The 20380-nt window shown below is 64.9% G+C and carries 20 protein-coding genes; 6 read left to right on the top strand and 14 right to left on the bottom strand.

The window, feature by feature from the left end; translation table 11 throughout:
• Positions 1 to 90: 90 nt before the first annotated feature.
• From NKG59_RS14290 to NKG59_RS14260, 7 genes are all read right to left on the bottom strand, one after another.
• A complete protein-coding gene (locus NKG59_RS14290) occupies positions 91 to 714 on the bottom strand; it encodes a Maf family protein (protein ID WP_253537948.1) in 624 nt (207 codons plus the stop codon).
• Positions 711 to 1181 (bottom strand): 23S rRNA (pseudouridine(1915)-N(3))-methyltransferase RlmH, encoded by a 471-nt coding sequence (gene rlmH / locus NKG59_RS14285; protein ID WP_021195091.1) that lies wholly within the window; start codon positions 1179 to 1181, stop codon positions 711 to 713. The genes NKG59_RS14290 and rlmH overlap by 4 nt, the downstream gene beginning before the upstream one ends.
• Before the next feature lie 21 nt (positions 1182 to 1202).
• Positions 1203 to 1832: a ribosome silencing factor gene (rsfS, locus tag NKG59_RS14280; RefSeq protein WP_045206091.1), complete on the bottom strand. Its 630-nt coding sequence runs from the start codon at positions 1830 to 1832 to the stop codon at positions 1203 to 1205.
• 74 nt (positions 1833 to 1906) lie between these two features.
• Positions 1907 to 2617 (bottom strand): nicotinate-nucleotide adenylyltransferase, encoded by a 711-nt coding sequence (locus NKG59_RS14275; protein WP_253537945.1) that lies wholly within the window; start codon positions 2615 to 2617, stop codon positions 1907 to 1909.
• A complete protein-coding gene (gene hemF / locus NKG59_RS14270; protein ID WP_253537943.1) occupies positions 2614 to 3522 on the bottom strand; it encodes an oxygen-dependent coproporphyrinogen oxidase in 909 nt (302 codons plus the stop codon). Before hemF ends, NKG59_RS14275 begins: the two co-directional genes overlap by 4 nt.
• 155 nt (positions 3523 to 3677) lie before the next feature.
• Positions 3678 to 4946 (bottom strand): phosphoribosylamine--glycine ligase, encoded by a 1269-nt coding sequence (purD, locus tag NKG59_RS14265; RefSeq protein WP_253537939.1) that lies wholly within the window; start codon positions 4944 to 4946, stop codon positions 3678 to 3680.
• An 83-nt stretch (positions 4947 to 5029) separates the two neighbouring features.
• On the bottom strand, positions 5030 to 5755 hold the full coding sequence (locus NKG59_RS14260) for a YebC/PmpR family DNA-binding transcriptional regulator (protein WP_253537937.1): 726 nt from the start codon (positions 5753 to 5755) through the stop codon (positions 5030 to 5032).
• A 174-nt stretch (positions 5756 to 5929) separates the two neighbouring features.
• Between NKG59_RS14260 and NKG59_RS14255 the strand changes: the two genes are divergently transcribed.
• On the top strand, positions 5930 to 7492 hold the full coding sequence (locus NKG59_RS14255) for a helicase HerA-like C-terminal domain-containing protein (RefSeq protein ID WP_253537934.1): 1563 nt from the start codon (positions 5930 to 5932) through the stop codon (positions 7490 to 7492).
• 69 nt (positions 7493 to 7561) lie between these two features.
• Here NKG59_RS14255 and upp read toward each other — a convergent pair whose 3' ends face one another.
• A complete protein-coding gene (gene upp / locus NKG59_RS14250; RefSeq protein ID WP_024975200.1) occupies positions 7562 to 8212 on the bottom strand; it encodes a uracil phosphoribosyltransferase in 651 nt (216 codons plus the stop codon).
• A 65-nt stretch (positions 8213 to 8277) separates the two neighbouring features.
• Positions 8278 to 9756, bottom strand: coding sequence for an NCS1 family nucleobase:cation symporter-1 (locus NKG59_RS14245; RefSeq protein WP_253537919.1), 1479 nt, complete (start codon positions 9754 to 9756; stop codon positions 8278 to 8280).
• A 184-nt stretch (positions 9757 to 9940) separates the two neighbouring features.
• Here NKG59_RS14245 and NKG59_RS14240 point away from each other — a divergent pair, with 184 nt between their 5' ends.
• From NKG59_RS14240 to NKG59_RS14225, 4 genes are read left to right on the top strand one after another with little or no spacing between them, the layout of a single operon-like run.
• The gene (locus NKG59_RS14240; protein WP_253537916.1) at positions 9941 to 10858 is read left to right on the top strand and encodes a DMT family transporter; all 918 of its coding nucleotides are present in this window, start codon (positions 9941 to 9943) and stop codon (positions 10856 to 10858) included.
• A 42-nt stretch (positions 10859 to 10900) separates the two neighbouring features.
• Positions 10901 to 11692, top strand: a complete 792-nt coding sequence (locus tag NKG59_RS14235) for an SDR family oxidoreductase (RefSeq protein WP_045206098.1) — start codon at positions 10901 to 10903, stop codon at positions 11690 to 11692.
• Between the two features lie 10 nt (positions 11693 to 11702).
• The gene (locus NKG59_RS14230) at positions 11703 to 12134 is read left to right on the top strand and encodes a methylglyoxal synthase (RefSeq protein ID WP_045206099.1); all 432 of its coding nucleotides are present in this window, start codon (positions 11703 to 11705) and stop codon (positions 12132 to 12134) included.
• Complete coding sequence (locus NKG59_RS14225; RefSeq protein ID WP_253537913.1) at positions 12131 to 13111, top strand: quinone oxidoreductase family protein; 981 nt, start codon at positions 12131 to 12133, stop codon at positions 13109 to 13111. Before NKG59_RS14230 ends, NKG59_RS14225 begins: the two co-directional genes overlap by 4 nt.
• 9 nt (positions 13112 to 13120) lie before the next feature.
• Here NKG59_RS14225 and NKG59_RS14220 read toward each other — a convergent pair whose 3' ends face one another.
• The 5 genes from NKG59_RS14220 to NKG59_RS14200 all read right to left on the bottom strand — a co-directional run bounded on the left by NKG59_RS14220 (position 13121) and on the right by NKG59_RS14200 (position 18481).
• Complete coding sequence (locus NKG59_RS14220; RefSeq protein WP_253537910.1) at positions 13121 to 13417, bottom strand: YkvA family protein; 297 nt, start codon at positions 13415 to 13417, stop codon at positions 13121 to 13123.
• Positions 13418 to 13695: 278 nt separating this feature from the next.
• Positions 13696 to 14856, bottom strand: a complete 1161-nt coding sequence (locus NKG59_RS14215) for a BMP family ABC transporter substrate-binding protein (RefSeq protein WP_253537905.1) — start codon at positions 14854 to 14856, stop codon at positions 13696 to 13698.
• A gap of 74 nt (positions 14857 to 14930) precedes the next feature.
• A complete protein-coding gene (locus NKG59_RS14210; protein ID WP_045206103.1) occupies positions 14931 to 15851 on the bottom strand; it encodes an ABC transporter permease in 921 nt (306 codons plus the stop codon).
• A gap of 13 nt (positions 15852 to 15864) precedes the next feature.
• On the bottom strand, positions 15865 to 16974 hold the full coding sequence (locus tag NKG59_RS14205; RefSeq protein WP_253537902.1) for an ABC transporter permease: 1110 nt from the start codon (positions 16972 to 16974) through the stop codon (positions 15865 to 15867).
• Positions 16967 to 18481, bottom strand: coding sequence for an ABC transporter ATP-binding protein (locus tag NKG59_RS14200; protein ID WP_253539084.1), 1515 nt, complete (start codon positions 18479 to 18481; stop codon positions 16967 to 16969). The genes NKG59_RS14205 and NKG59_RS14200 overlap by 8 nt, the downstream gene beginning before the upstream one ends.
• A 489-nt stretch (positions 18482 to 18970) precedes the next feature.
• Between NKG59_RS14200 and NKG59_RS14195 the strand changes: the two genes are divergently transcribed.
• The gene (locus NKG59_RS14195) at positions 18971 to 20185 is read left to right on the top strand and encodes a multidrug effflux MFS transporter (protein ID WP_253537899.1); all 1215 of its coding nucleotides are present in this window, start codon (positions 18971 to 18973) and stop codon (positions 20183 to 20185) included.
• The last annotated feature ends 195 nt before the right edge of the window (positions 20186 to 20380 follow it).

The raw sequence follows: 20380 nt of genomic DNA, 5'->3' as shown, positions 1-20380 counted from the left end.
CCGGGCTTGATCGTGTGCGCCCGAAGCGTGTCTTGAAACCGGCCCTCGCACGCTGTCCGGTGCGCGCTTCAGCGGCCGGTCAGGGGCGAGTTACAGCGTGATGCTCGCCTGTGCGAGCAGTGCGGCGGTCTCGAACAAGGGTAGCCCCATGATACCCGAATAGCTTCCCGAAATATGGGCGACAAAGGCGGCAGCGCGACCCTGGATGCCGTACGCGCCGGCTTTGCCAAAGGGCTCGCCGCTGGCGATGTAGCGGGCAATGTCGGTGTCCGTCAATACGGCAAAGCGCACGTCGGAAATGGACAGCGCGTGCATCGGCGTGCCGCTGGCGGTGACGACCGTCACGGCGGTCAGCACGCGATGTTCGCGGCCGGACATGGCGCGCAGCATGCGGTGGGCATCGGCGGCGTCGGTCGGTTTGCCGAGGATCTCGCCGCCCAGGCATACCGTGGTGTCGGATGTGAGGATCGGCAGGGCCGGGAGCTTGCGTGCGATGCGGCGGCGTACAGCGGCCTGTGCTTTCAATGCGCAGACACGTTGGACGTAGTCATCGGGCGTCTCGCCGGGGAGCACGGCTTCCAGCGCTTCGGCATCTTCATTGTCGCCGGCCAGCAGCAACTCGAAGCGCGCGCCGATCTGGCGCAACAGTTCCTGCCGGCGCGGGCTTTGCGAAGCGAGATAGAGGTGCGGCGCGCCGTGTGCATCCATGGTCATACGCGGTGGTACGGGTGGTTCTGCGTGATGCTCCACGCGCGGTAGAGCTGCTCGGCCAGCAGCACGCGGACCATGCCGTGCGGCAGCGTCAGGCTCGACAGGCGGATCAGCATGCGAGCCTTGGCCTTGAGCGCTGGGTCTAGCCCGTCCGCGCCGCCGATCACGAAGGCGATGTCGCCGCCTTCCTGCTGCCATCCGGTGAGGGATTCAGCCAGTGCAACGGTGGTGAGGTCTTTGCCGCGCTCATCCAGCGCGATCATGCGGCAGCCCTTGGGCAGCGCGGCTTCAATGCGCGCTGCTTCAAGCTGCATGACGGTGGCGGCGGTGCGGCTGCCGGAGCGCTGCTCGGGCTTGATTTCGCGCAGTTCGATGCGCAGTTCGGGCGGCATGCGCTTGGCATATTCAGAGAAGCCGTCCTCGATCCAGGACGGCATCTTGTGCCCGACGGCAACGATCAGCAACTGCATGGCGAGACTGCGCGCTCGACGTTACGCTGCGCGTTTCTTGGCCGGAGCGCGCTTGGCTGCCGTCTTGGTCGCCGTTTTTGCGGCGGTCTTGGTGACGGTCTTGCCGGTACCGGATGCGCGCTTGGTGGCCGGCTTCTTGGCGGCTGTCTTGGCGGGAGCCTTCTTGGCCGGTGCTGCGGCCTTGGTCGGGCGCTCGCCTGCCAGCTTCGGCTTGGTGGTGCGGCGCTTGGCCGGCGTGACCTCTTCGGCCTCGTCTTCCTCGTCGTCGTAACCTTCGCTGGCCTTGGGCAGACCGCGCTTGCCGGTGCCGCCCAGTTCGATGCGCACCGGCTTGTCGCCCCAAATCTCTTCGAGGTTGTAGTACTGGCGCAGCTGCGGCTGCATGATGTGGACCACGGCGTCGCCGCAGTCGACCAGCACCCATTCGCCTACGTCTTCGCCTTCCACGGCGATGACATGGCCGCCGGCTTCCTTGACGGCGTCACGCACCGATGCGGCCAGAGCTTTGGTTTGGCGGTTAGACGTGCCGCTGGCGATGACCGTGCGGTCGAACAGTTCGGTCAGGTGGGTCGTATTGAAGACCTTGATGTCTTGCGCCTTGACGTCTTCGAGCGCGTCGACGATCACGCGTTGTAGTTTGCGAATATCCATACTGAGTGAGAAGAACGTTTAAAAGGCGAGAAAAAAGGTCGAAAAAAAGCGCGTGAATGCGGTCAATCACGCGGTCAAGCACTGACCGTGCCATTGGCACGGCGGTACAGCGAATGCGATTGGATCAGGTCGGCCACGCCGGCGGGCAGGTCGGCGTCGCAGCGCGCGCCGGTGGCAAGCTGCCGGCGCAGGCGGGTGGATGACAGGTCGACAGCCAGGGTCTGGTCGATCCACATATGGCCTGCGGGTGCGCATTGTATCAATGCCGTGTCGCCCCGGCGCACATCGAGTTCGCGCTGCACCGGCGCATGCAGCGCCTGCAGGTCGAAACCGGGGCGCGTGGCGACGCACAGGTGGACGTATTCGAACAGGTCCTGCCAGCCGTGCCAGGTGTCCAGGCCGACGAGCTGGTCGGCGCCCATAAGCCACGCCATGGAGGTATCCGGGCCGTAGACGCCGCGCAATTCACGCACGGTGTCGATGGTGTAGCTGGGCCCGTGGCGGTCGACTTCCATGCTGCTCGCGTGGACACGGGTGCGGCCACCTTGTACCGCCTTGGCGGCCAGTTCGGTCATGGCAAAGCGCAGCGGGGCAGGCGTGATGTCAGCGGCTTTCTGCCAGGACACGCCGGTCGGAATCCACAGCAGCTCATCCAGGTCGAGGCGGGCAATGCAGAGCTCGGCCAGGGCGATGTGGCCAACGTGCGGCGGATCGAACGTGCCACCCAGCAAGCCAAGCCGATAGGGGCGATCGAGATCGGGGCGCACGAACGTGGGAAGCGTCATACCCAATCGCGCGCCGGCAGGAAATCGGTGTACAGCGCGGCCTCCGGTGAACCCGGTTCCGGCTGCCAGTCGTAGCGCCAGTTGGCCACCGGCGGCATCGACATCAGGATCGATTCCGCACGGCCGCCGCTTTGCAGGCCAAACAGTGTGCCGCGGTCGAATACCAGATTGAACTCGACATAGCGGCCACGGCGATAGGCTTGGAAGGCGCGCTCGCGCTCACCGTAGGGCGTGGCGTGGCGTTGTTCAGCGATGGGCAGCCAGGCGGGCAGGAAGGCATCGCCAACCGAGCGCATCATTTCGAAGCTGCGATCAAAGCCGAGCTCCGCAAAGTCGTCGAAGAAGATGCCGCCGACGCCGCGCGCTTCCTTGCGGTGTTTCAGATAGAAATAATCGTCGCACCATTGCTTGAAGCGCGGGTACAGCTCGTCGCCGTAGGGGGCCAGGGCGCCCTGACAGGTGCGGTGGAAGTGTGAGGCGTCTTCGGTGAAGCCGTAGTAAGGCGTGAGATCCATGCCGCCACCGAACCACCAGACGGGCTCGGCGTCAGGGCGCACGGCGACGAAGCAGCGCACATTCATATGCACCGTCGGCACGTAGGGATTGCGCGGGTGGAAGACCAGCGACACGCCCATTGCCTCGAAACCGCGCCCCGCCAACTCCGGCCGGTTGGCGGTGGCCGACGGTGGCAGGGTGTCGCCCATCACGTGCGAAAAACCGACGCCCCCGCGCTCAAGCAGCGCGCCGCCTTCCAGAATGCGAGTGCGACCGCTGCCGCGCAGGCGCTCGGTGGGCGGCTTCTCCCATGCGTCGGTGACGAACGTGCCGCCGTCCAGGGTGCTGGCGGCAGTGGTGATGCGGTCCTGCAGGTCCAGCAGGTAGGCGCGGACGGCTTGGGTATCCATGCGATCAGAAGGGGCCGCTCGAAGGGTCGAGTCAGGCCGAGTCATACGGTTGTCACCATTGTAGCGGGCGGGCAGCCGGGGCAAGTCGGGGATCACCCGGGGTGACGGATGCCGCGCCTGCCCCATGGTGGGGCATCAGCGCGGCCGGCTATCGCTCAATGGCGGATGGCGCGATGGCCGATATCGGTCCGGTACTGGGCACCGTCAAAGTGGATCTGCTCGATGGCGTTGTATGCCGCACGCTGGGCCGCTTTGACGGTATCGGCCAGGCCAACCACGCACAGCACACGGCCGCCGTTGGTGGTCAACACGCCGTCCTTGAGTGTGGTGCCAGCGTGGAAGGTGACGCTGTCTTCCGTTTCCTTCGGGATGCCGGTGATGACGTCGCCCTTGCGCGGCGTGTCCGGGTAATTGTGCGCGGCCATGACCACGCCCAGCGCGGTGCGGCGGTCCCAGTCCAGCTCCATGCCGTCGAGTTTGCCGTCGATGGCGCGGTCGAGCACGTCGTACAGGTCGGTCTTCATGCGTGCCATGATGGGCTGCGTTTCCGGATCGCCCATGCGGCAGTTGAATTCGAGCGTCTTGGGGTTGCCTTCCGCGTCGATCATCAGGCCGGCATACAGGAAACCGGTGTACGGAATGCCGTCCTTCTCCATGCCGCGGATGGTCGGCATGATGATCTCGCGCAGCGCGCGGGCGTGCAGCGTGGGCGTGACCACCGGCGCGGGCGAGTAGGCGCCCATGCCGCCCGTGTTGGGGCCGGCGTCGCCGTCGAGCAGACGCTTGTGGTCCTGGCTGGTGGCCAGCGCCACGACGTTCTTACCGTCGCACACCACGATGAAGCTGGCCTCTTCGCCGGCGAGGAATTCTTCGATCACAACGCGTGCACCGGCGTCACCCAGGCGGTTGTCGGCCAGCATCATGTCGATGGCGTTGTGCGCTTCTTCGGCGGTCATTGCCACGACCACGCCCTTGCCGGCGGCCAGGCCATCGGCCTTGATGACGATCGGGGCGCCTTCCTGGTCAATGTACGCATGTGCCTGCGCAGCATCGCTAAAGGTCTGGTACTTGGCGGTCGGAATGCCGTGGCGGTGCATGAACGCCTTGGCGAAATCCTTCGACGATTCAAGCTGCGCGGCGGCCTTGGTCGGCCCGAAGATGCGCAAGCCTTTGGCGCGGAACAGGTCGACGATGCCGGCGGCCAGCGGTGCCTCCGGCCCGACCACCGTGAAGTGGATGCCTTCGCGCTCGGCAAAGGCGGCCAGCACTTCCGGATCCGTGATCGGGAGGTTCTGCAGGCGCTTGTCGAGCGCCGTGCCGCCGTTGCCGGGGGCCACGTATACCACCTGCACCTTGGGCGAGCGTGCCAGCTTCCATGCCAGGGCGTGCTCTCGACCGCCCGAACCGACCACCATCACTTTCATGCTGTACCTACTCAAAAAATCGAAATCTGGAAAACAAAAACGGCGATCGTGAGGTCGATCGCCGTTATGCGCGTGTCCGGGACTTACTCTCCGATGACCGCGTTGGTGAAGACTTCCTGCACGTCGTCCAGGTTTTCCAGGACGTCGAGCAGCTTCTGCATCTTGACCGCGTCTTCGCCGGTGAACTCGACTTCGGTCTGCGGCTTCATGATGACTTCGGCCAGTTCCGCCTTGAAGCCGGCAGCTTCGAGCGCGGTCTTGACCTTGGTGAAATCGTGGGGCGGGCAGATGACTTCGAGCGAGCCGTCTTCATGGGTGACGACATCGTCGGCGCCGGCTTCCAGCGCGGCGTCCATCAGCTTGTCTTCCGGCGTGCCCGGCGCGTAGATGAACTGACCGATGTGGTCGAACAGGAACGCGACGGATCCCGATGTGCCCATGTTGCCGCCGTACTTGTCGAACCCGTGGCGGACTTCAGCCACGGTGCGCGTGCGGTTGTCGGTCAAGCAGTCGACGATTATGGCTGCGCCGTTGATGCCGTAGCCTTCGTAGCGGATTTCTTCGTAGTTCGCGCCTTCCAGCCCACCCACGCCGCGCTGGATGGCGCGGTTGATGTTGTCCTTGGGCATATTCGCGTCGGTGGCCTTGTCCATGGCCAGGCGCAGACGCGGGTTGGAGTCGGCATCGCCGCCGCCCAGACGGGCCGCCACGGTGATTTCCTTGATCAGGCGCGTCCAAACTTTGCCGCGCTTGGCGTCTGCAGCGGCTTTCTTATGCTTGATATTGGCCCATTTGGAATGACCGGCCATGAAACTCTCCGAGCGGAATGCGGTGGGATCTGGCGCTCAGATGGCGGTTTGACGCCACCTGCACGCTCTATAATCGGTCGCGGATTTTAGCATGCTGCACACGCCCGCCGCCCCGTCCATCCGGTCGACTTGCTGGTGTGTCATCCCCCCCAGATTGATCCTCGTCCAAACGCCATGACCGATCCCATCCTGATTGCCAAGAACGCCAAAGCGGAGTTGGTGCTGCTGCCCCAGCTCGCCAACCGGCATGGCTTGATCACCGGCGCCACCGGCACCGGCAAGACCGTCACCCTGCAAACGATCGCCCAGGGCCTGTCGAAGATCGGCGTACCGGTTTTTTTGGCCGACGTAAAAGGTGATCTGACCGGCATTTCGCAAGTCGGTCAGCCCAACGACAAGCTGAAGGCCCGCCTGCAGGAACGCGGTCTGGAAGAGCCGCAATGGGCCAGCTGCCCCGTCACGTTGTGGGATGTGTACGGCGAGCGTGGCCACCCCGTGCGCGCCACCGTGTCCGACATGGGCCCGCTGATGCTCTCGCGCATGCTGGAGCTGAACGACATCCAGACCGGCGTGCTGAACCTCGTCTTCAAGATTGCGGACGACTCAGGCCTTGCGCTGCTTGACATGAAAGACCTGCGTGCGATGCTCCAGCACGTTGGCGAGCATTCGTCGGACTACACGAACAAGTACGGGAACATCTCGTCGGCCAGCATCGGGGCCATCCAGCGCAACCTGATCGCGCTGGAAGAGCAGGGCGCCGACCAGTTCTTCGGCGAGCCCATGCTCGACATCAATGACCTGATGCAGACCGTGCGCGGCCAGGGCGTGATCAACATCCTGGCGGCCGACAAGTTGCTCAACGCGCCCAAGTTGTACGCGACGTTCCTGCTGTGGATGCTCTCCGAGTTGTTCGAGCATCTGCCCGAGGTGGGCGACGTGGACAAGCCCAAACTCGCTTTCTTCTTTGACGAGGCGCATCTGCTGTTCAATGACGCACCGCCGTCCCTGCTGCAGAAGGTGGAACAGGTGGTGCGGCTGATCCGCTCCAAGGGCGTAGGCGTGTACTTCGTGACGCAGAACCCCGCCGACGTGCCGGACACGGTGCTTGGCCAGCTCGGCAACCGCGTGCAGCACGCGTTGCGGGCCTTCACGCCGCGCGATCAGAAAGCCGTGAAGGCAGCGGCCACCACGATGCGAGCAAATCCGGAATTCAGCATCGAAGAGGCCATTGGCGAATTGGCCGTGGGCGAGGCGCTGATCTCCATGCTGGATGAGGGCGGCCGCCCGGAGATTACGCAGCGTGCGTTTGTCGTGCCGCCCGCATCGCGCATCGGCCCGATCTCGGACGACGAGCGCCGCGAGCTGATGACCAATTCGCTGGTGGCCGGACGCTATGACCAGGCAATCGATCGCGAATCGGCGTACGAGATCTTGAGCGGCCGCGTGGCAAAGGGCGGGCCGGCATCTGCGCCGGCGCCGGGTTCCATCGGCACGGATTTCGGTGCATCGACAGGTTCAGTGCCCGCACCGGCGCCTGCGCCTGCACAACAGGAGAGCGGCGGATGGCTTGGCGATGTCGGCGCAATCCTGACGAAGGGTACGGGCCGCAGCGGCCGTGGCGATTCGATTGTCGAAACGTTGGCCAAGTCGACTATGCGCACCATCGGTTCGACCGTCGGGCGCGAAATCGTGCGCGGCGTGCTGGGCAGCATTCTGGGCGGATCGAAGAAGCGCTGAGCGTGTCCGACGCACCAAAGACAACAGCCGGCATTGCCGGCTGTTTTTGTTTGCGCTGGCAGCGTGCGATCAGTTCTTCGTGCCAAACAGGCGGTCGCCCGCATCGCCCAGGCCCGGGATGATGTAGGCGTTTTCATCCAGGTGCGAATCGAGCGACGCGACGAACAGCTTCACGCCCGGATGCGCCTGCTGGAACACCTCCACGCCTTCGGGCGCCGCCACGAGCGCCAGGAACAGGATGCTCTCGTCGGGCACGCCGCGCTTCTTCATCACGTCGACGGCGTGTACGGCCGAGTAGCCGGTGGCGACCATCGGATCGCACAGGATGAAGGTGCGGTCCTCCAGGTCCGGCAAGCGCACGAGGTATTCCACCGGGCGGTGTTGCTCGTCGCGGTACACGCCGATATGGCCGATGCGTGCCGACGGAATCAATTCCACCAGCCCGTCGCTCATGCCCACGCCTGCGCGCAGCACGGGCACCACGGCCAGCTTGCGGCCGGCGATGACGGGCGCTTCCATCGGGCCCATCGGCGTGTCGATGTGGCGGCTGGTCAGCGGCAGGTTGCGCGTGATCTCGTAGCCCATCAGCAGCGTAATCTCGCGCAGCAGCTCGCGGAACGTGCGCGTGGACGTGTCCTTGTCGCGCATGTGCGTGAGCTTGTGCTGGATCAGCGGGTGATTGAGGATGAACAGGTTCGGAAAGCGCGGATCTTGTTTCATGGCGGCAAGGAATTCTCAGATGGGGCGCATTGTACCGGCGCGCCCCGTGCCGATTGTGGAGGCGCTCAGCGCCGCCCACGCATCAGGATCACATACACCACGGCCGAAATTGCGAGGCCCACGAACCATGCATACGTGTACAGCGCTTCGAACACGCCCGGCACGCTGGCGACGAACCCGGCCTGCTTGAAGAAGCCCGGCAGATTGGGCAGCACACCAATCACGAGCGCGACGATGGCGCGGCCGTTCCAGCCGTTGCCGTAACCATAAGGGCCGTCCATGCGGAACAGATCGCCGGTCTTGAGCACTGTGTGGCGCACCAGGAAATAGTCGACCATCATGATCCCGGCCACGGGGCCCAGCAGTGCGCCGTAGCCGACCAGCCACGTGAAGATGTAGCCCTTGGTGGTTTCCAGGATCTTCCACGGCATCATCGCCAGGCCGATGCCCGCCGTGATGTAGCCGCCGATGCGGAACGAGATGCGATGCGGCGCCAGGTTCGAGAAGTCATACGCCGGCGACACCACGTTGGCGGCGATGTTCGTCATCAGCGTGGCGGTGATCAGTGCCAGCAGGGCCACGATGACCGACGGGCCCGTCATCTTGCCGGCCAGGGTGACCGGATCCCAGATCGCCTGGCCGTAGATGACCACCGTGGACGACGTGACGAGCACGGCCACCAGCGCCAGCAAGCCCATCGGCAGGGGAAGCCCGATGGCCTGCCCGACAAGCTGATCGCGCTGGCTGCGCGCGAAGCGGGTGAAATCGGGAATGTTCAGCGCCAGCGTGGCCCAGTAGCCGACCATGGCGGTGAGCGACGGCCAGAAGAAGCCCCAGAACTCGCCGGCGCGCTTGCCGCCCGCCGAGAAAGCCGACGGCGCCGACAGCATCGGTCCAAAGCCGCCCGCATTGATATACGCCCACCAGACCAGGCCCAGCGCGGCCAGGATCAGCAGCGGGGTGGCCAGCGCCTGGAAGCGCTTGATCGATTCGAGCCCCTTGGTGATCAGCCAGATATGCAGCGCCCAGAACAGCAGGAAGCAGAATCCCTGGCCCGGGTTGATACCCAGCCCCGGAATGTTGCTGCCCACCAGCATGTTGTCGGTGACCACGTTGAGGATCGTGTAGATCGCCTGACTGCCCAGCCACGTCTGGATGCCGAACCAGCCGCACGCCACGATCGCTCGCAGAATGGCCGGCAACTGCGCGCCGCGCACGCCGAACGACGCCCGCACCAGCACAGGGAAGGGTATGCCGTACTTGGTACCAGCGTGGCCCACCAGCACCATCGGCACGAGCACGATCAGGTTGCCGAGGAACACCGTCAGCACGGCCTGCCACCAGTTCATGCCCTCGCTCATCAGGCCCGATGCCAGCATGTAGGCCGGCACCGACACCACCATCGATACCCACAGCGCGGCGTAGTTGGTCGCCGTCCAGGTGCGGGCAGCTTGCGGGGTGGGGTTGAGGTCTTCGTTCCAGAGGGTCGGGTCGGGTGCCCCGGCGGCGTCCGCAGAGAATGCGGCGGAGGTGGTTTGGCTCATGTCGATGTGGGATCCGTTGTCGTTGTAGATTTTCGGAATGCAGGCGCGATTGTACGGTGGCCCCGGGTGTATCCAAGCGAAACCTGTGCCACGCGCAGCGCACCCCGCGTCGGAACGTTTTGTTGAATTCCAATACAATCGACGACGCTCTCCAACGCCTCTCGCTTCTCTCCCGCGCCCCGCTGTGACCACCGCGTCTTCTGCGTCTTCCCGTTCCGCAAGAACCACCGACACCGGCGGCCTGCTGCTTGCCTCCGCGGGCGCCGTCCTGTTTTCCGCCAAGGCCATCGTCGCCAAGCTGATGTACCGCTATCAGGTGGACGCCGTCATGGTCATCACCCTGCGCATGCTGCTGGCGGCGCCGCTGTTCATGGCGATGGGGTGGTGGCAGTCGCGCGGGGCCGAGCCGCTGACCGTGCCAGACCGCTGGCGCATCGTCGGCTTGGGGCTCATCGGCTATTACCTCTCCAGCTTTCTCGACTTCCTCGGCCTGCAGTACATCACGGCGGGGCTGGAGCGGCTGATCCTGTTTCTGACGCCGTCGTTCGTGCTGCTGATTACATCGACGGTATTCAAGCGGCGCATCACCGGCTCGCAGTGGGTGTCGCTGGCGCTGGCCTATGCCGGCATCGTGCTGGTGTTCGCGCACGACCTCAACCAGGGCGGCAACAACGTGTGGCTGGGGGGCGGATTGGTGCTCGCCAGTGCCATCAGCTACGGTATCTATCTGCTGGCCAGCGGCGAGCTGGTCAAGCGCGTTGGGTCGATGCGGCTGGTTGCCTATGCGATGTGCGTGTCGACCGCAGCCTGTATCGTCCAGTTTCTGGTGCTGCGGCCGGTGTCGGCGCTGGTGTTGCCCTGGCAGGTGTATGGGCTGTCGGCCATCAACTCGGTGTTCTGCACGGTGGCGCCGGTCACGATGACGATGATGGCGGTGGCGCGTGTGGGTGCGCCGGTGGCCTCGCAGGCGGGCATGATCGGGCCGGTGTCAACGCTGCTGCTTGGCTGGTGGCTGCTGGGCGAGCCGATCACGATTTGGCAGATTGCTGGCAGTGCGCTGGTGCTTGCCGGGATGGCGCTGCTGTCACGCCGTCGCGGCTGACAGGCGGCCAATCCAGATAACAATCACAAGGAGTCAGACAGGATGGATTTGGGGCTGAAAGGCAAGCGTGCGCTGGTGTGCGGCGCAAGCAAGGGATTGGGCTTTGCGTGCGCCGACGCGCTGGCCGCTGAAGGCGTGGACGTGGTGATTGTCGCGCGCGGTGCCGAAGCGTTGTTGGCAGCGGCCGAGCGCATCCGCACGGCGCACGGCGTGCGCGTGGAAGCCGTGGCCACCGACATCACCACGCCGGAAGGCCGCGCCGAGGCGCTGCTCGCATGCGAGCGACTGGGCGGCTCGCCCGACATTCTCGTCAACAACGCGGGCGGCCCGCCGCCGGGCAACTTTCGCGACTGGGACCGCGAGGCATGGAATGCTGCGCTCAACGCGAACATGCTCACGCCCATCGATCTCATCAAAGCCACCGTCGACAAGATGATCGAGCGCCGCTGGGGCCGCATCGTCAACATCACCAGCGGTGCGGTGAAGGCACCGATTGACGTGCTGGGTTTGTCCAACGGCGCGCGCTCCGGGCTGACGGGCTTCGTGGCGGGCCTGGCGCGTGAAGTCGCCAAGCATGGCGTCACCATCAACAATCTGCTGCCGGGCCAGTTTGAGACAGACCGCCTGACCAAGACGCTGGAAGCTGGCGCCAAGACCGCTGGCATCAGCGCAGAAGAAAATTTCGACCGCAAGCGGCAGGGCAATCCGGCCCGACGCTTCGGCCAACCGGCCGAATTTGGCGCCGTGTGTGCTTTCTTGTGCAGCCAGCACGCTGGCTACCTGAATGCGCAAAACATCCTGCTGGATGGCGGCAGCTTCCCTGGCACCTTCTAAGCCAATCACGATGACCACTCTTACGCCCGAAAGCGCAGCCCGCAAACGCCGCGTCGCCCTGATCGCACACGATCACAAGAAAGACGACATGGTCGCTTTCGCACAAACGCACCGAGCCTTCCTGTCGCAATGCGATCTGCTGGCGACCGGCACCACCGGTGGCCGCTTGGAGAAGGAAGTCGGTCTGACCGTGCAGCGCATGCTGTCCGGCCCGTGGGGCGGGGACTTGCAGATTGGCGCACAGTTGGCCGAAGGCCGTGTCGACGTCGTCATCTTCCTGCGCGACCCGATGACGCCACAGCCGCACGAACCCGACATCAACGCGCTGGTCCGCGCCTGCGACGTCCACAACATTCCCTGCGCCACCAACCTGGCCACCGCCGACCTGGTGATGTCTGCCCTGCAACGGGTGGCGCCCGATCCGAAGGAGATCCACGCATGACACAAGCGAAAGCCATCCGCATCTTTGAGACCGGCGGCCCCGAAGTGATGCAGTACGTCGATGTCGACGTGCCCGCGCCCGGCCCCGGCGAAGTGACGGTCAAGCAGCACGCCATCGGCCTGAACTACATCGACGTGTATTTCCGCACCGGGCTGTATCCGCAGCCGCTGCCGGGTGGCATCGGCATGGAAGCGTCGGGTGTGGTGGAAGCGGTGGGCGAGGGGGTGACGCACGTTAAGCCCGGCGACCGTGTTGCTTATGCCGGCCGCCCCACCGGCGCCTACGCTGCGGTGCGCACGATGCCGGCCGACATTCTCGTGCGCTTGCCGGATGCGATCGACTTTGAAACCGGCGCAGCGATGATGCTGCAGGGCATGACCGCGCAATACCTCATTCGCGACAGCTATCGCGTGCAGCCCGGTGATACGGTGTTGTTTCACGCAGCCGCGGGTGGCGTGGGTTTGATTGCGTGCCAGTGGCTCAAGGCGCTCGGCGCCACCGTGATCGGCACCGTTGGCAGCGATGCCAAGGCTGAACTTGCACGCGCGCACGGTTGCGATCACACCATCGTCTACACGCGCGAGAACTTTACCGAGCGCGTGCGCGAAATCACCGGCGGCAAGGGCGTGCCGGTGGTCTACGACGGCATTGGCAAAGATACGTTCACGGGTTCGCTGGATTGCCTCGCGCCGCGCGGGATGATGGTGACCTACGGCAACGCATCGGGCCCCGTGCCGCCGGTTGACCTCGGTGTGCTGAGCGCAAAGGGCTCGCTCAAGATCACGCGCCCGACGCTGATGACCTACACGGCGCGGCGCGAACTGCTGGAACCGATGGCGGCAGAGTTGTTTGATGTGGTGAGCAGCGGCAAGGTGAAAATCGAAATTCACCAACGCTACGAACTGCAGAACGCGGCGCAGGCGCACCGCGATCTGGAAGCGCGCAAGACGACCGGGTCGACGATCCTCTTGCCGTAAGGTGGAAAGTTACCGCCCGGTGGGCTTCACACGCCGGGCGGCGGCAAAGCGCGCATCCTCGTGCACGCGGTCGGGCAGGCCGCGCAGTAGCATGTGCAACGCGAGCGGCACCAGCACGATGTCGTCCACCCAGCCGATCACTGGGATGACATCCGGAATCAGGTCGACAGGTGATACCACATAGCCCACCAGCAGCAGCGCAGCCGGGGCAAGCCACCACGGTTTGTCCGGATGGCGCAGCGCAAACCACAGCAGGCGAGCGTCGTTGCGCACCACGCTCCACAGGCGGAAGAGTCGTCCGAACATCGTGGGCTCCTTGATGAAAAGCCGGCGTCACATGAGCGTGTTTGACCGGCAAACCATCGTATCAGCTTGGGGAAACGGACCGGTTTTCAAGTCAACATTAGGCGCCATCGTCGATGAAATAAGCCGGCCCTCTTGCGAGATGCCGGCTTTTTGCCGCAACGAACCTGTTCACGGTCCGTAGCGAGCGGTCCGAGGTTGGCTTGAGAAGCGCAGCCGTACATGGGTACGGCGAGCATCACAGAGCCAAGATCGGACCGCGTAGTAGGACCGTGGGCAGGTTAGCCCGGAATCTTGCCTTCCACGCCGTCGACGTAGAACTTGATTCCGTGCAGGAAGCCGTCGTCGGCGACCTTGTCGGCGGGCAGGACTTCCTTGCCGGTGTTGTCCTTGAGCGGGCCCTTCCAGATCGGTGCCGAGCCATCGATGATGCCCTTCTTGCGGGTCTCGACCAGCGCCTTCACGTCTTCCGGTACCGCGGCGTTGTACGCGCCCAGATCGATCGCGCCTTCCTTCAAGCCCCACCACACGGTTTCCGGCTTCCACTTGTTTTCAAGCACGTCGCCGACGACCTTGGTGTAGTACACGCCCCATTTGTTGATCGAGGCGGCCAGGTGGGCTTTCTCGCCGAACTTGGTCATGTCGCTGTCCCAGCCGAGCGCGTAGACACCTTTCTCTTGTGCAGTTTGCACGACTGCCGCGGAGTCGGTGTTCTGCATCAGCACGTCGACACCTTGCCCGATGAGGGTGGTGGCAGCCTCACGCTCCTTGCCCGGATCGAACCACTTGTTGACCCAAACCACGCGGGTGGTGGCCTTCGGGTTGACGCTGCGCGCGCCCAGCGTGAACGAGTCGATATTGCGGATCACCTCGGGGATGGGCACCGAACCCACCACGCCAAGCTTGCCCGACTTGCTCATCTTGCCGGCCACCACGCCCGCCAGGTACGCGCCTTCATACGTGCGCACGTCGTATTGGCCGAGGTTGTCGGCGGTCTTGAAACCGGTGGCGTGCTCGAACTTCACGTCCGGGAATTCCTTGGCGACCTTGAGCATCGATTCCATGAAACCGAAGCTCGTACCGAAGATGACTTTGTTGCCTTGCGCTGCCAAGTCGCGGAACACACGCTCGGCGTCAGCAGCGCTTTCGGGCACGTTTTCGACAAAGCTCGTCTTCACCTTGTCGCCGAACTTGGCTTCCACTTCCTTGCGGCCGGCATCGTGAGCATATGTCCAGCCCGCATCGCCCACCGGGCCGACGTAGACGAACGCGACCTTCAGCGGCTCATTGGCCGGTGCCGGTGCGGAAGCGGCGGGGGCCGAGGAAGCGGCCGGCGCGGCGGTCTTGTCGCTTGCGCCTTCGTTGGATTTGCCACAACCCCAGAGGGTCAGGGCAGCACCGGCGGCCAGGGCGGCCAGCGTGATCCTGCGGGTAACGTTCATCGATTTCTCCTGTTGTGTGGCTCGTTGACTGTGTTGAAGCAAAAAGCGGGAATGCCGAAAGCTTAGGCTGCAGTTTAGGCAGCCCCCGGTCGGAACGGCTTGCCGAGCGATGCGGGCATGTTCAGGCGAATCCAATCCGGATTGCGCGAGATGATGGCCAGCACGACGATGGTGGCGGCAAACGGCGCCATCGACAGAATCTGCGACGGCACCGATACGCCCATCCCCTGCAGGTAGAACTGCAGGATCGTCACGCCGCCAAACAGCAGCGCGCCGAACAGGATGCGCATTGGGCGCCAGGTGGCAAAGGTGGTCAGCGCCAGGGCAATCCAGCCGCGGCCGGCGACCATGTTCTCGACCCACATTGGCGTGTAGACCAGCGACAGGTAAGCGCCCGCAAGCCCGCAGCATGCGCCGCCAAACAGCAGCGCGCCAAAGCGGATGGTGCGCACCGGGTAGCCGAGCGCGTGAGCCGACTCTGGCGATTCACCAATCGCGCGCAGCGTGAGCCCCGCGCGCGTCTTGAACAGAAACCAGGCAATCGCGCCGCACAGCAGCAGGCTGAAATAGACCATCCAGTGCTGCGCGAACAGGGCAGGGCCGACGAACGGAATCGACTCCAGCCCCGGAATGCCATGCGCCTGCGCCGGCAGCGACATGCCGACAAAGCGCTGCCCCATGAAGGCGGACAGCCCGGTGCCGAAGATCGACAAGGCGAGGCCCGTCGCAACTTGGTTGGTAACGAGCACCAGCGCCAGCCACGCGAAGAGGGCCGCCATCACCATGCCGGCAATCGCGCCGGCGGCAAAACCCAGCAGCGGAATCTGCGTCTGGTAGCCGACCATGAAGCCGACCACGGCGGCCACCAGCATCATGCCTTCGGCGCCGAGGTTCAGCACGCCGGAGCGCTCGTTCATCAAGAGGCCCAGGGCGGCCAGCAACAGCGGGGTGCCGGCGTTGATCGACGCGGCGATCAGGGGAGCGAGACTTTCCATGTGTGAGGCCTGATCAGTGATGCGCGCGCCAGCGCAGGCGGTATTCGATGAGCGTGTCGCAGGCGAGCAGGAAGAACAGCAGCATGCCCTGGAACACTCCGGTAATGGCCGACGGCAGGCCCAGGCGCGATTGCGCAAGCTCGCCACCGATATAGAACAGCGACATCACGATCGCGCCCAGCACGGTGCCGACCGGATTCAGGCGACCGACGAATGCCACCACGATGGCGGCAAAGCCGTAGCCGGGGGAAATGGACGGCAGCAGCTGCCCGATCGGGCCCGTGACCTCAAAGGCGCCGGCAATGCCTGCCAGGCCACCCGACACCAGCAGCGCCGTCCACAGCGCCGCACGCGACGAGAAACCCGCGTAGCGTGCCGCTTGCGGCGCCAGCCCGCCCACCTGCAGGCGGTAGCCCGCAAAGCTGCGGAACACGAACAACGTCATCGCCGCCGTCATCACGAGCATGAACAGAAAACCGACGTGCAGACGCGTGCCAGCCACGAGCGTCGGCAGAACAAATGCGCTGTCGAACACGATCGACTGCGGAAAGTTCATGCCGTTCGGGTCCTTCAACGGCCCGTTGACCACGTACAGCAGCAGCAACTGCGCGATGTACGTGAGCATGAGCGAGACGAGGATCTCGTTGGCATGAAAGCGATCGCGCAGCAGCGCAGTAATGGCCGCCCACAGCGCCCCGCCGATCAGGCCGGCGACGACGGCCAGCACCAACGCAAAGCTGCCGGGGATGGCGGGTGTGGGCGTATCGAAGTAAATGATCGTGGCCGCCGCGAAGATGCCGCCGACGATAAGCTGCCCCTCCGCGCCGATGTTCCACACGTTGGCGCGATAGCACACCGACAAGCCCAGTGCGCACAGCACGAGCGGCACGGTCTTGAGCAGCACTTCACCAATCGCGCGTTTGCTGGCCAGAGGCTCGACCAGAAACACGCGCAGACCCGCCACCGGGTCTTTGCCCAGCAGCGCGAACAGCAGCAGGCCAAACACCATCGTCAGCACCAGGGCGATCAGCGGCGAGGCATAGGCCATGGTGCGCGACGGGATCGCGCGCAGCTCCAGCGAGATCGGCAGCGCCAGGCGGCTGCCATGCATGACGTCAGCCATGGGCCACCTCCGAGGTTGCTGCCGCCGAAGCCGCGGTTTCGTCCCACATGCCGCTCATCCACAGGCCGATCTGTTCGCGGTCGGTGGCGTGCGTGGGGGTAGAAGGGGAGAGGCGCCCATTGGCGATCACGTGCAGGCGATCGCACAGCGCAAAGAGTTCGTCGAGTTCTTCCGACACGATCAGGATGGCGCAGCCCCCGGCCTTGAGCGCGAGGATTTCGTTGTGGATCTGGGCCGCCGCGCCCACGTCCACGCCCCAGGTGGGTTGCGCGACGATGAGCACGCGCGGCGCGCATTCGATTTCGCGGCCGACGATAAATTTCTGCAGGTTGCCGCCCGACAGGCTCTTGGCCAAGGCATCCGGGCCGCCGGCCTTCACGCCAAATCGGCTGATGATACCGGCCGCCAGTTTGGCGGCAGCCTTCTTGTCGATGAGCCCGCCACGCACCTGCGGCGCACGCTGATGCGTCAGCAGCGTATTGGCTGCCAGCGACAGCGATGGCACAGCGCCGCGCCCGAGGCGCTCTTCCGGCACGAACGACAGCCCGCGCTTGCGGCGTGCACGCGGGTCGAGCTTGGCGGCCGGCTCCTTGCCGATGCTGATGGTTTGTGCCGGGGCGCGGGTGTCCTCGCCAGACAGCGCCGCCAGCAACTCCTGCTGCCCGTTGCCCGACACGCCGGCAATGCCGACGATCTCGCCGCTGCGCAGTTGCAGGGCGATATCACGCAGCTCCGTCGCAAAGGCGTGCGCCTTGGGCAGCGACAGGCCGGCCACTTCCATGCGTACCTCGCCCGGTGTGGTCTGCGGGCGCAATTCGCGCGGCGGCTCGCCGCCGATCATCATGCGCGACAGCGACGCCGCCGTTTCCTGGCGCGGGTCGCACACACCCGTGACCTTGCCCATGCGCATGACCGTGGCGGCGTGGCACAGGGCCTGGATCTCGTCGAGCTTGTGACTGATGTAGAGGATGCTCGTACCTTCTGCCGCCAACTGGCGCAGCGTCACGAAGAGCTTCTCGACGGCCTGCGGTGTCAGCACCGAGGTCGGCTCGTCAAGAATCAGCAGGCGCGGCTTGGTGAGCAGCGCACGCACGATTTCCACGCGCTGGCGCTCGCCGACGGACAGCGTGTGCACATGGCGATGCGGCTCCAGCGGAAGGCCGTATTTTTCGCCCGTGCTGCGCACCTGATCGGCCACGTCGCGCAGGTCGGTGCCAGCGGGCAGGCCGAGCAGGATGTTCTCTGCCACCGTGAGCGTGTCGAACAACGAGAAGTGCTGGAACACCATGGCGATGCCCAGCGCCCGGGCCTGGTGCGGATTGGCGATCTCGACGCGCTGGCCGTCGAGCAGCATCTCGCCGGCGTCGGGCTGCACGGCGCCGAAGATGATCTTCATTAGCGTCGACTTGCCGGCGCCGTTTTCGCCCAGCACGGCATGGATCTCGCCCGGCGCGACAGTCAGGCTGACGCCGTCGTTGGCGACCACGCTCGGGTAGCGCTTGGTCATGCCCGTCAGCGACAGGCGTGGTGGGAGTGGTGTCACAACAGTTGGCTCGTGGTTTCCGTGCCGCTCACCGTGCAGGGTACGCAGCGGAGGCGGTCTCTTTTTGGGTGTTGACGACACTTCACAACAGGTAACGCCGATGCAGGTTCGCGCCGACGCATCGCAGCAATCATCATGGTTGCGTGATGCTTGCCATCAACCACAAATTATATCGTCCGGCACCGCTCCAGACGGGGATTTCGGCCCGCTTGCGACTGCCTCGTACGAGGGGTGGCAGAGTGCAAATCCCGTGCCGGGCCCATGGGGGCCATTTGCGAGTTCCAGCTTGTCATGCCGACGTATGCAGGTTGCACGCGCAGCCCTTGGACGGGGCGCGCACGCCGCCGTGCACCTGACCGGTGCGCGCCCCCCGTGGTTCGCCACTTTGCGCTAAAGTCTTCGGTTTGCTTCGGCGCGGGCCGCACGTCAGCTGCCGCGTCCCGCTCTCCCTTCATGACTGCTCCCGCTCCCGCACGATCCCGCATGCCAGGCCCGATTCCAGGCTGGCTCCTCCTGCTTGGCGCGCTCACGGCCATCGGCCCGCTGTCGGTCGACATGTACCTCCCCAGCCTGCCGACCATCGCGCGCGATCTGAATACGTCGTCGGCCGCGGCGGGGCTCACGCTGACCGTCTTCCTGATCAGCCTGGCGATCGGCCAGCTCATCTACGGCCCGGCCAGCGATCGGTTTGGCCGCAAGCCGCCGCTCTATATCGGTCTGGCGATGTACGTGGCTGCATCCATTGGCTGCGCATTTGCCAAAGACGCCACAATGCTGGCCGTGCTGCGCGGCGTGCAGGGGTTTGGCGGCTGCGCGGGCATGGTCATCGCACGCGCTGCCGTGCGTGATCGCATGGACCCGGCCGGCGCCGCGCAGGCGTATTCCACGCTGATGCTGGTGATGGGTGTGGCGCCCATCCTCGCCCCGATGATTGGCGGCGCGGTGCTGCAGTTCGCAACGTGGCGGGTCATCTTTGCATTGCTGACGGCGTTTGGCGTGCTGTCGCTGGTGGCCGTGCACTACCTGATGCGCGAGTCGCTGGCGCCCGAGCAGGCGCGCAAGCTGGCAGTCAGTCACGTGCTGCGCGACTACTGGGAACTCCTGCGCGATCACCATTACGCCGCCTATATGTGGTGCGGCGCGGTGTTTCTGTCGGGCATGTTTGCGTACATCACCGTGTCGTCGTTCGTGCTGATCGACGGTTATGGGCTGACGCCCTCGCACTACGCGTGGGTGTTCGGCAGCAACGCGGCAGGGATGATCGCGGCCTCGCGCGTGAATGTGCGGCTGGTGCGCAAGTATTCGCCGGCGCGCGTGTTGCGCCGGGCGCTCTGGGTGCCGGTTATCACCAGCGTGCTGGCCGCCGCCGCCGCCGCGGCGGGTTATACGCCGCTGCCGCTCGTGCTGGCGGCGCTGTTCTGCTACATCGCATCGATCGGCTGCATCTCGCCAAACACCGGCGCCCTGGCCATGGCGGGGCAGGGCGCGCGTGCTGGTACCGGCTCGGCGCTCATGGGCGCTATGCAGTTTGGCCTCGGCATGGTGACCGGTACGGTGGTCGCCGCCATCGGCCAGAGTGCGCTGCCGCTGCTGGGCATGATGGCCGTGTGCGCCATCGCCGCGCTTGTTCTGGGCCTGCGCATCACGCGCGAAGAGCCCAGCGCCTGATTCCCGCGCTTTCCTCTGTTTCTCTACGCCTCTTGTTTTAGAGGCGTCTTCCTCTTTTCATATGACTCGGGCATAACATGCCCGTCACGCTGACCGTGTCCGGCACCTATGATGAGTGCAGCCGGACCGCGTTCAGCCGCGACTTGGCCCTGAGTGACTAAGGGTTACTTCTTATACAGAATTTATCGACAATTT

The organism is Ralstonia chuxiongensis (genome assembly GCF_024158925.1).
GTDB classification, from domain to species: Bacteria; Pseudomonadota; Gammaproteobacteria; order Burkholderiales; family Burkholderiaceae; genus Ralstonia; species Ralstonia chuxiongensis.
The sequence above is the reverse complement of the archived record's forward strand: the minus strand, read 5'-3'. Positions and strand labels throughout refer to the sequence as shown.

What these genes read in the sequence shown, in the direction of transcription:
- NKG59_RS14200 (WP_253539084.1), bottom strand. Translation starts at nt 18,481, where the DNA reads ATGACCAAGCGCTACCCGAGCGTGGTCGCCAACGACGGCGTCAGCCTG.
- NKG59_RS14205 (WP_253537902.1), bottom strand. Translation starts at nt 16,974, where the DNA reads ATGGCTGACGTCATGCATGGCAGCCGCCTGGCGCTGCCGATCTCGCTG.
- NKG59_RS14260 (WP_253537937.1), bottom strand. Translation starts at nt 5,755, where the DNA reads ATGGCCGGTCATTCCAAATGGGCCAATATCAAGCATAAGAAAGCCGCT.
- NKG59_RS14230 (WP_045206099.1), top strand. Translation starts at nt 11,703, where the DNA reads ATGACCACTCTTACGCCCGAAAGCGCAGCCCGCAAACGCCGCGTCGCC.
- NKG59_RS14195 (WP_253537899.1), top strand. Translation starts at nt 18,971, where the DNA reads ATGACTGCTCCCGCTCCCGCACGATCCCGCATGCCAGGCCCGATTCCA.
- NKG59_RS14220 (WP_253537910.1), bottom strand. Translation starts at nt 13,417, where the DNA reads ATGTTCGGACGACTCTTCCGCCTGTGGAGCGTGGTGCGCAACGACGCT.
- upp (WP_024975200.1), bottom strand. Translation starts at nt 8,212, where the DNA reads ATGAAACAAGATCCGCGCTTTCCGAACCTGTTCATCCTCAATCACCCG.
- rsfS (WP_045206091.1), bottom strand. Translation starts at nt 1,832, where the DNA reads ATGGATATTCGCAAACTACAACGCGTGATCGTCGACGCGCTCGAAGAC.
- NKG59_RS14275 (WP_253537945.1), bottom strand. Translation starts at nt 2,617, where the DNA reads ATGACGCTTCCCACGTTCGTGCGCCCCGATCTCGATCGCCCCTATCGG.
- NKG59_RS14225 (WP_253537913.1), top strand. Translation starts at nt 12,131, where the DNA reads ATGACACAAGCGAAAGCCATCCGCATCTTTGAGACCGGCGGCCCCGAA.
- purD (WP_253537939.1), bottom strand. Translation starts at nt 4,946, where the DNA reads ATGAAAGTGATGGTGGTCGGTTCGGGCGGTCGAGAGCACGCCCTGGCA.
- NKG59_RS14215 (WP_253537905.1), bottom strand. Translation starts at nt 14,856, where the DNA reads ATGAACGTTACCCGCAGGATCACGCTGGCCGCCCTGGCCGCCGGTGCT.
- NKG59_RS14235 (WP_045206098.1), top strand. Translation starts at nt 10,901, where the DNA reads ATGGATTTGGGGCTGAAAGGCAAGCGTGCGCTGGTGTGCGGCGCAAGC.
- NKG59_RS14255 (WP_253537934.1), top strand. Translation starts at nt 5,930, where the DNA reads ATGACCGATCCCATCCTGATTGCCAAGAACGCCAAAGCGGAGTTGGTG.
- hemF (WP_253537943.1), bottom strand. Translation starts at nt 3,522, where the DNA reads ATGGATACCCAAGCCGTCCGCGCCTACCTGCTGGACCTGCAGGACCGC.
- NKG59_RS14245 (WP_253537919.1), bottom strand. Translation starts at nt 9,756, where the DNA reads ATGAGCCAAACCACCTCCGCCGCATTCTCTGCGGACGCCGCCGGGGCA.
- NKG59_RS14210 (WP_045206103.1), bottom strand. Translation starts at nt 15,851, where the DNA reads ATGGAAAGTCTCGCTCCCCTGATCGCCGCGTCGATCAACGCCGGCACC.
- NKG59_RS14290 (WP_253537948.1), bottom strand. Translation starts at nt 714, where the DNA reads ATGACCATGGATGCACACGGCGCGCCGCACCTCTATCTCGCTTCGCAA.
- rlmH (WP_021195091.1), bottom strand. Translation starts at nt 1,181, where the DNA reads ATGCAGTTGCTGATCGTTGCCGTCGGGCACAAGATGCCGTCCTGGATC.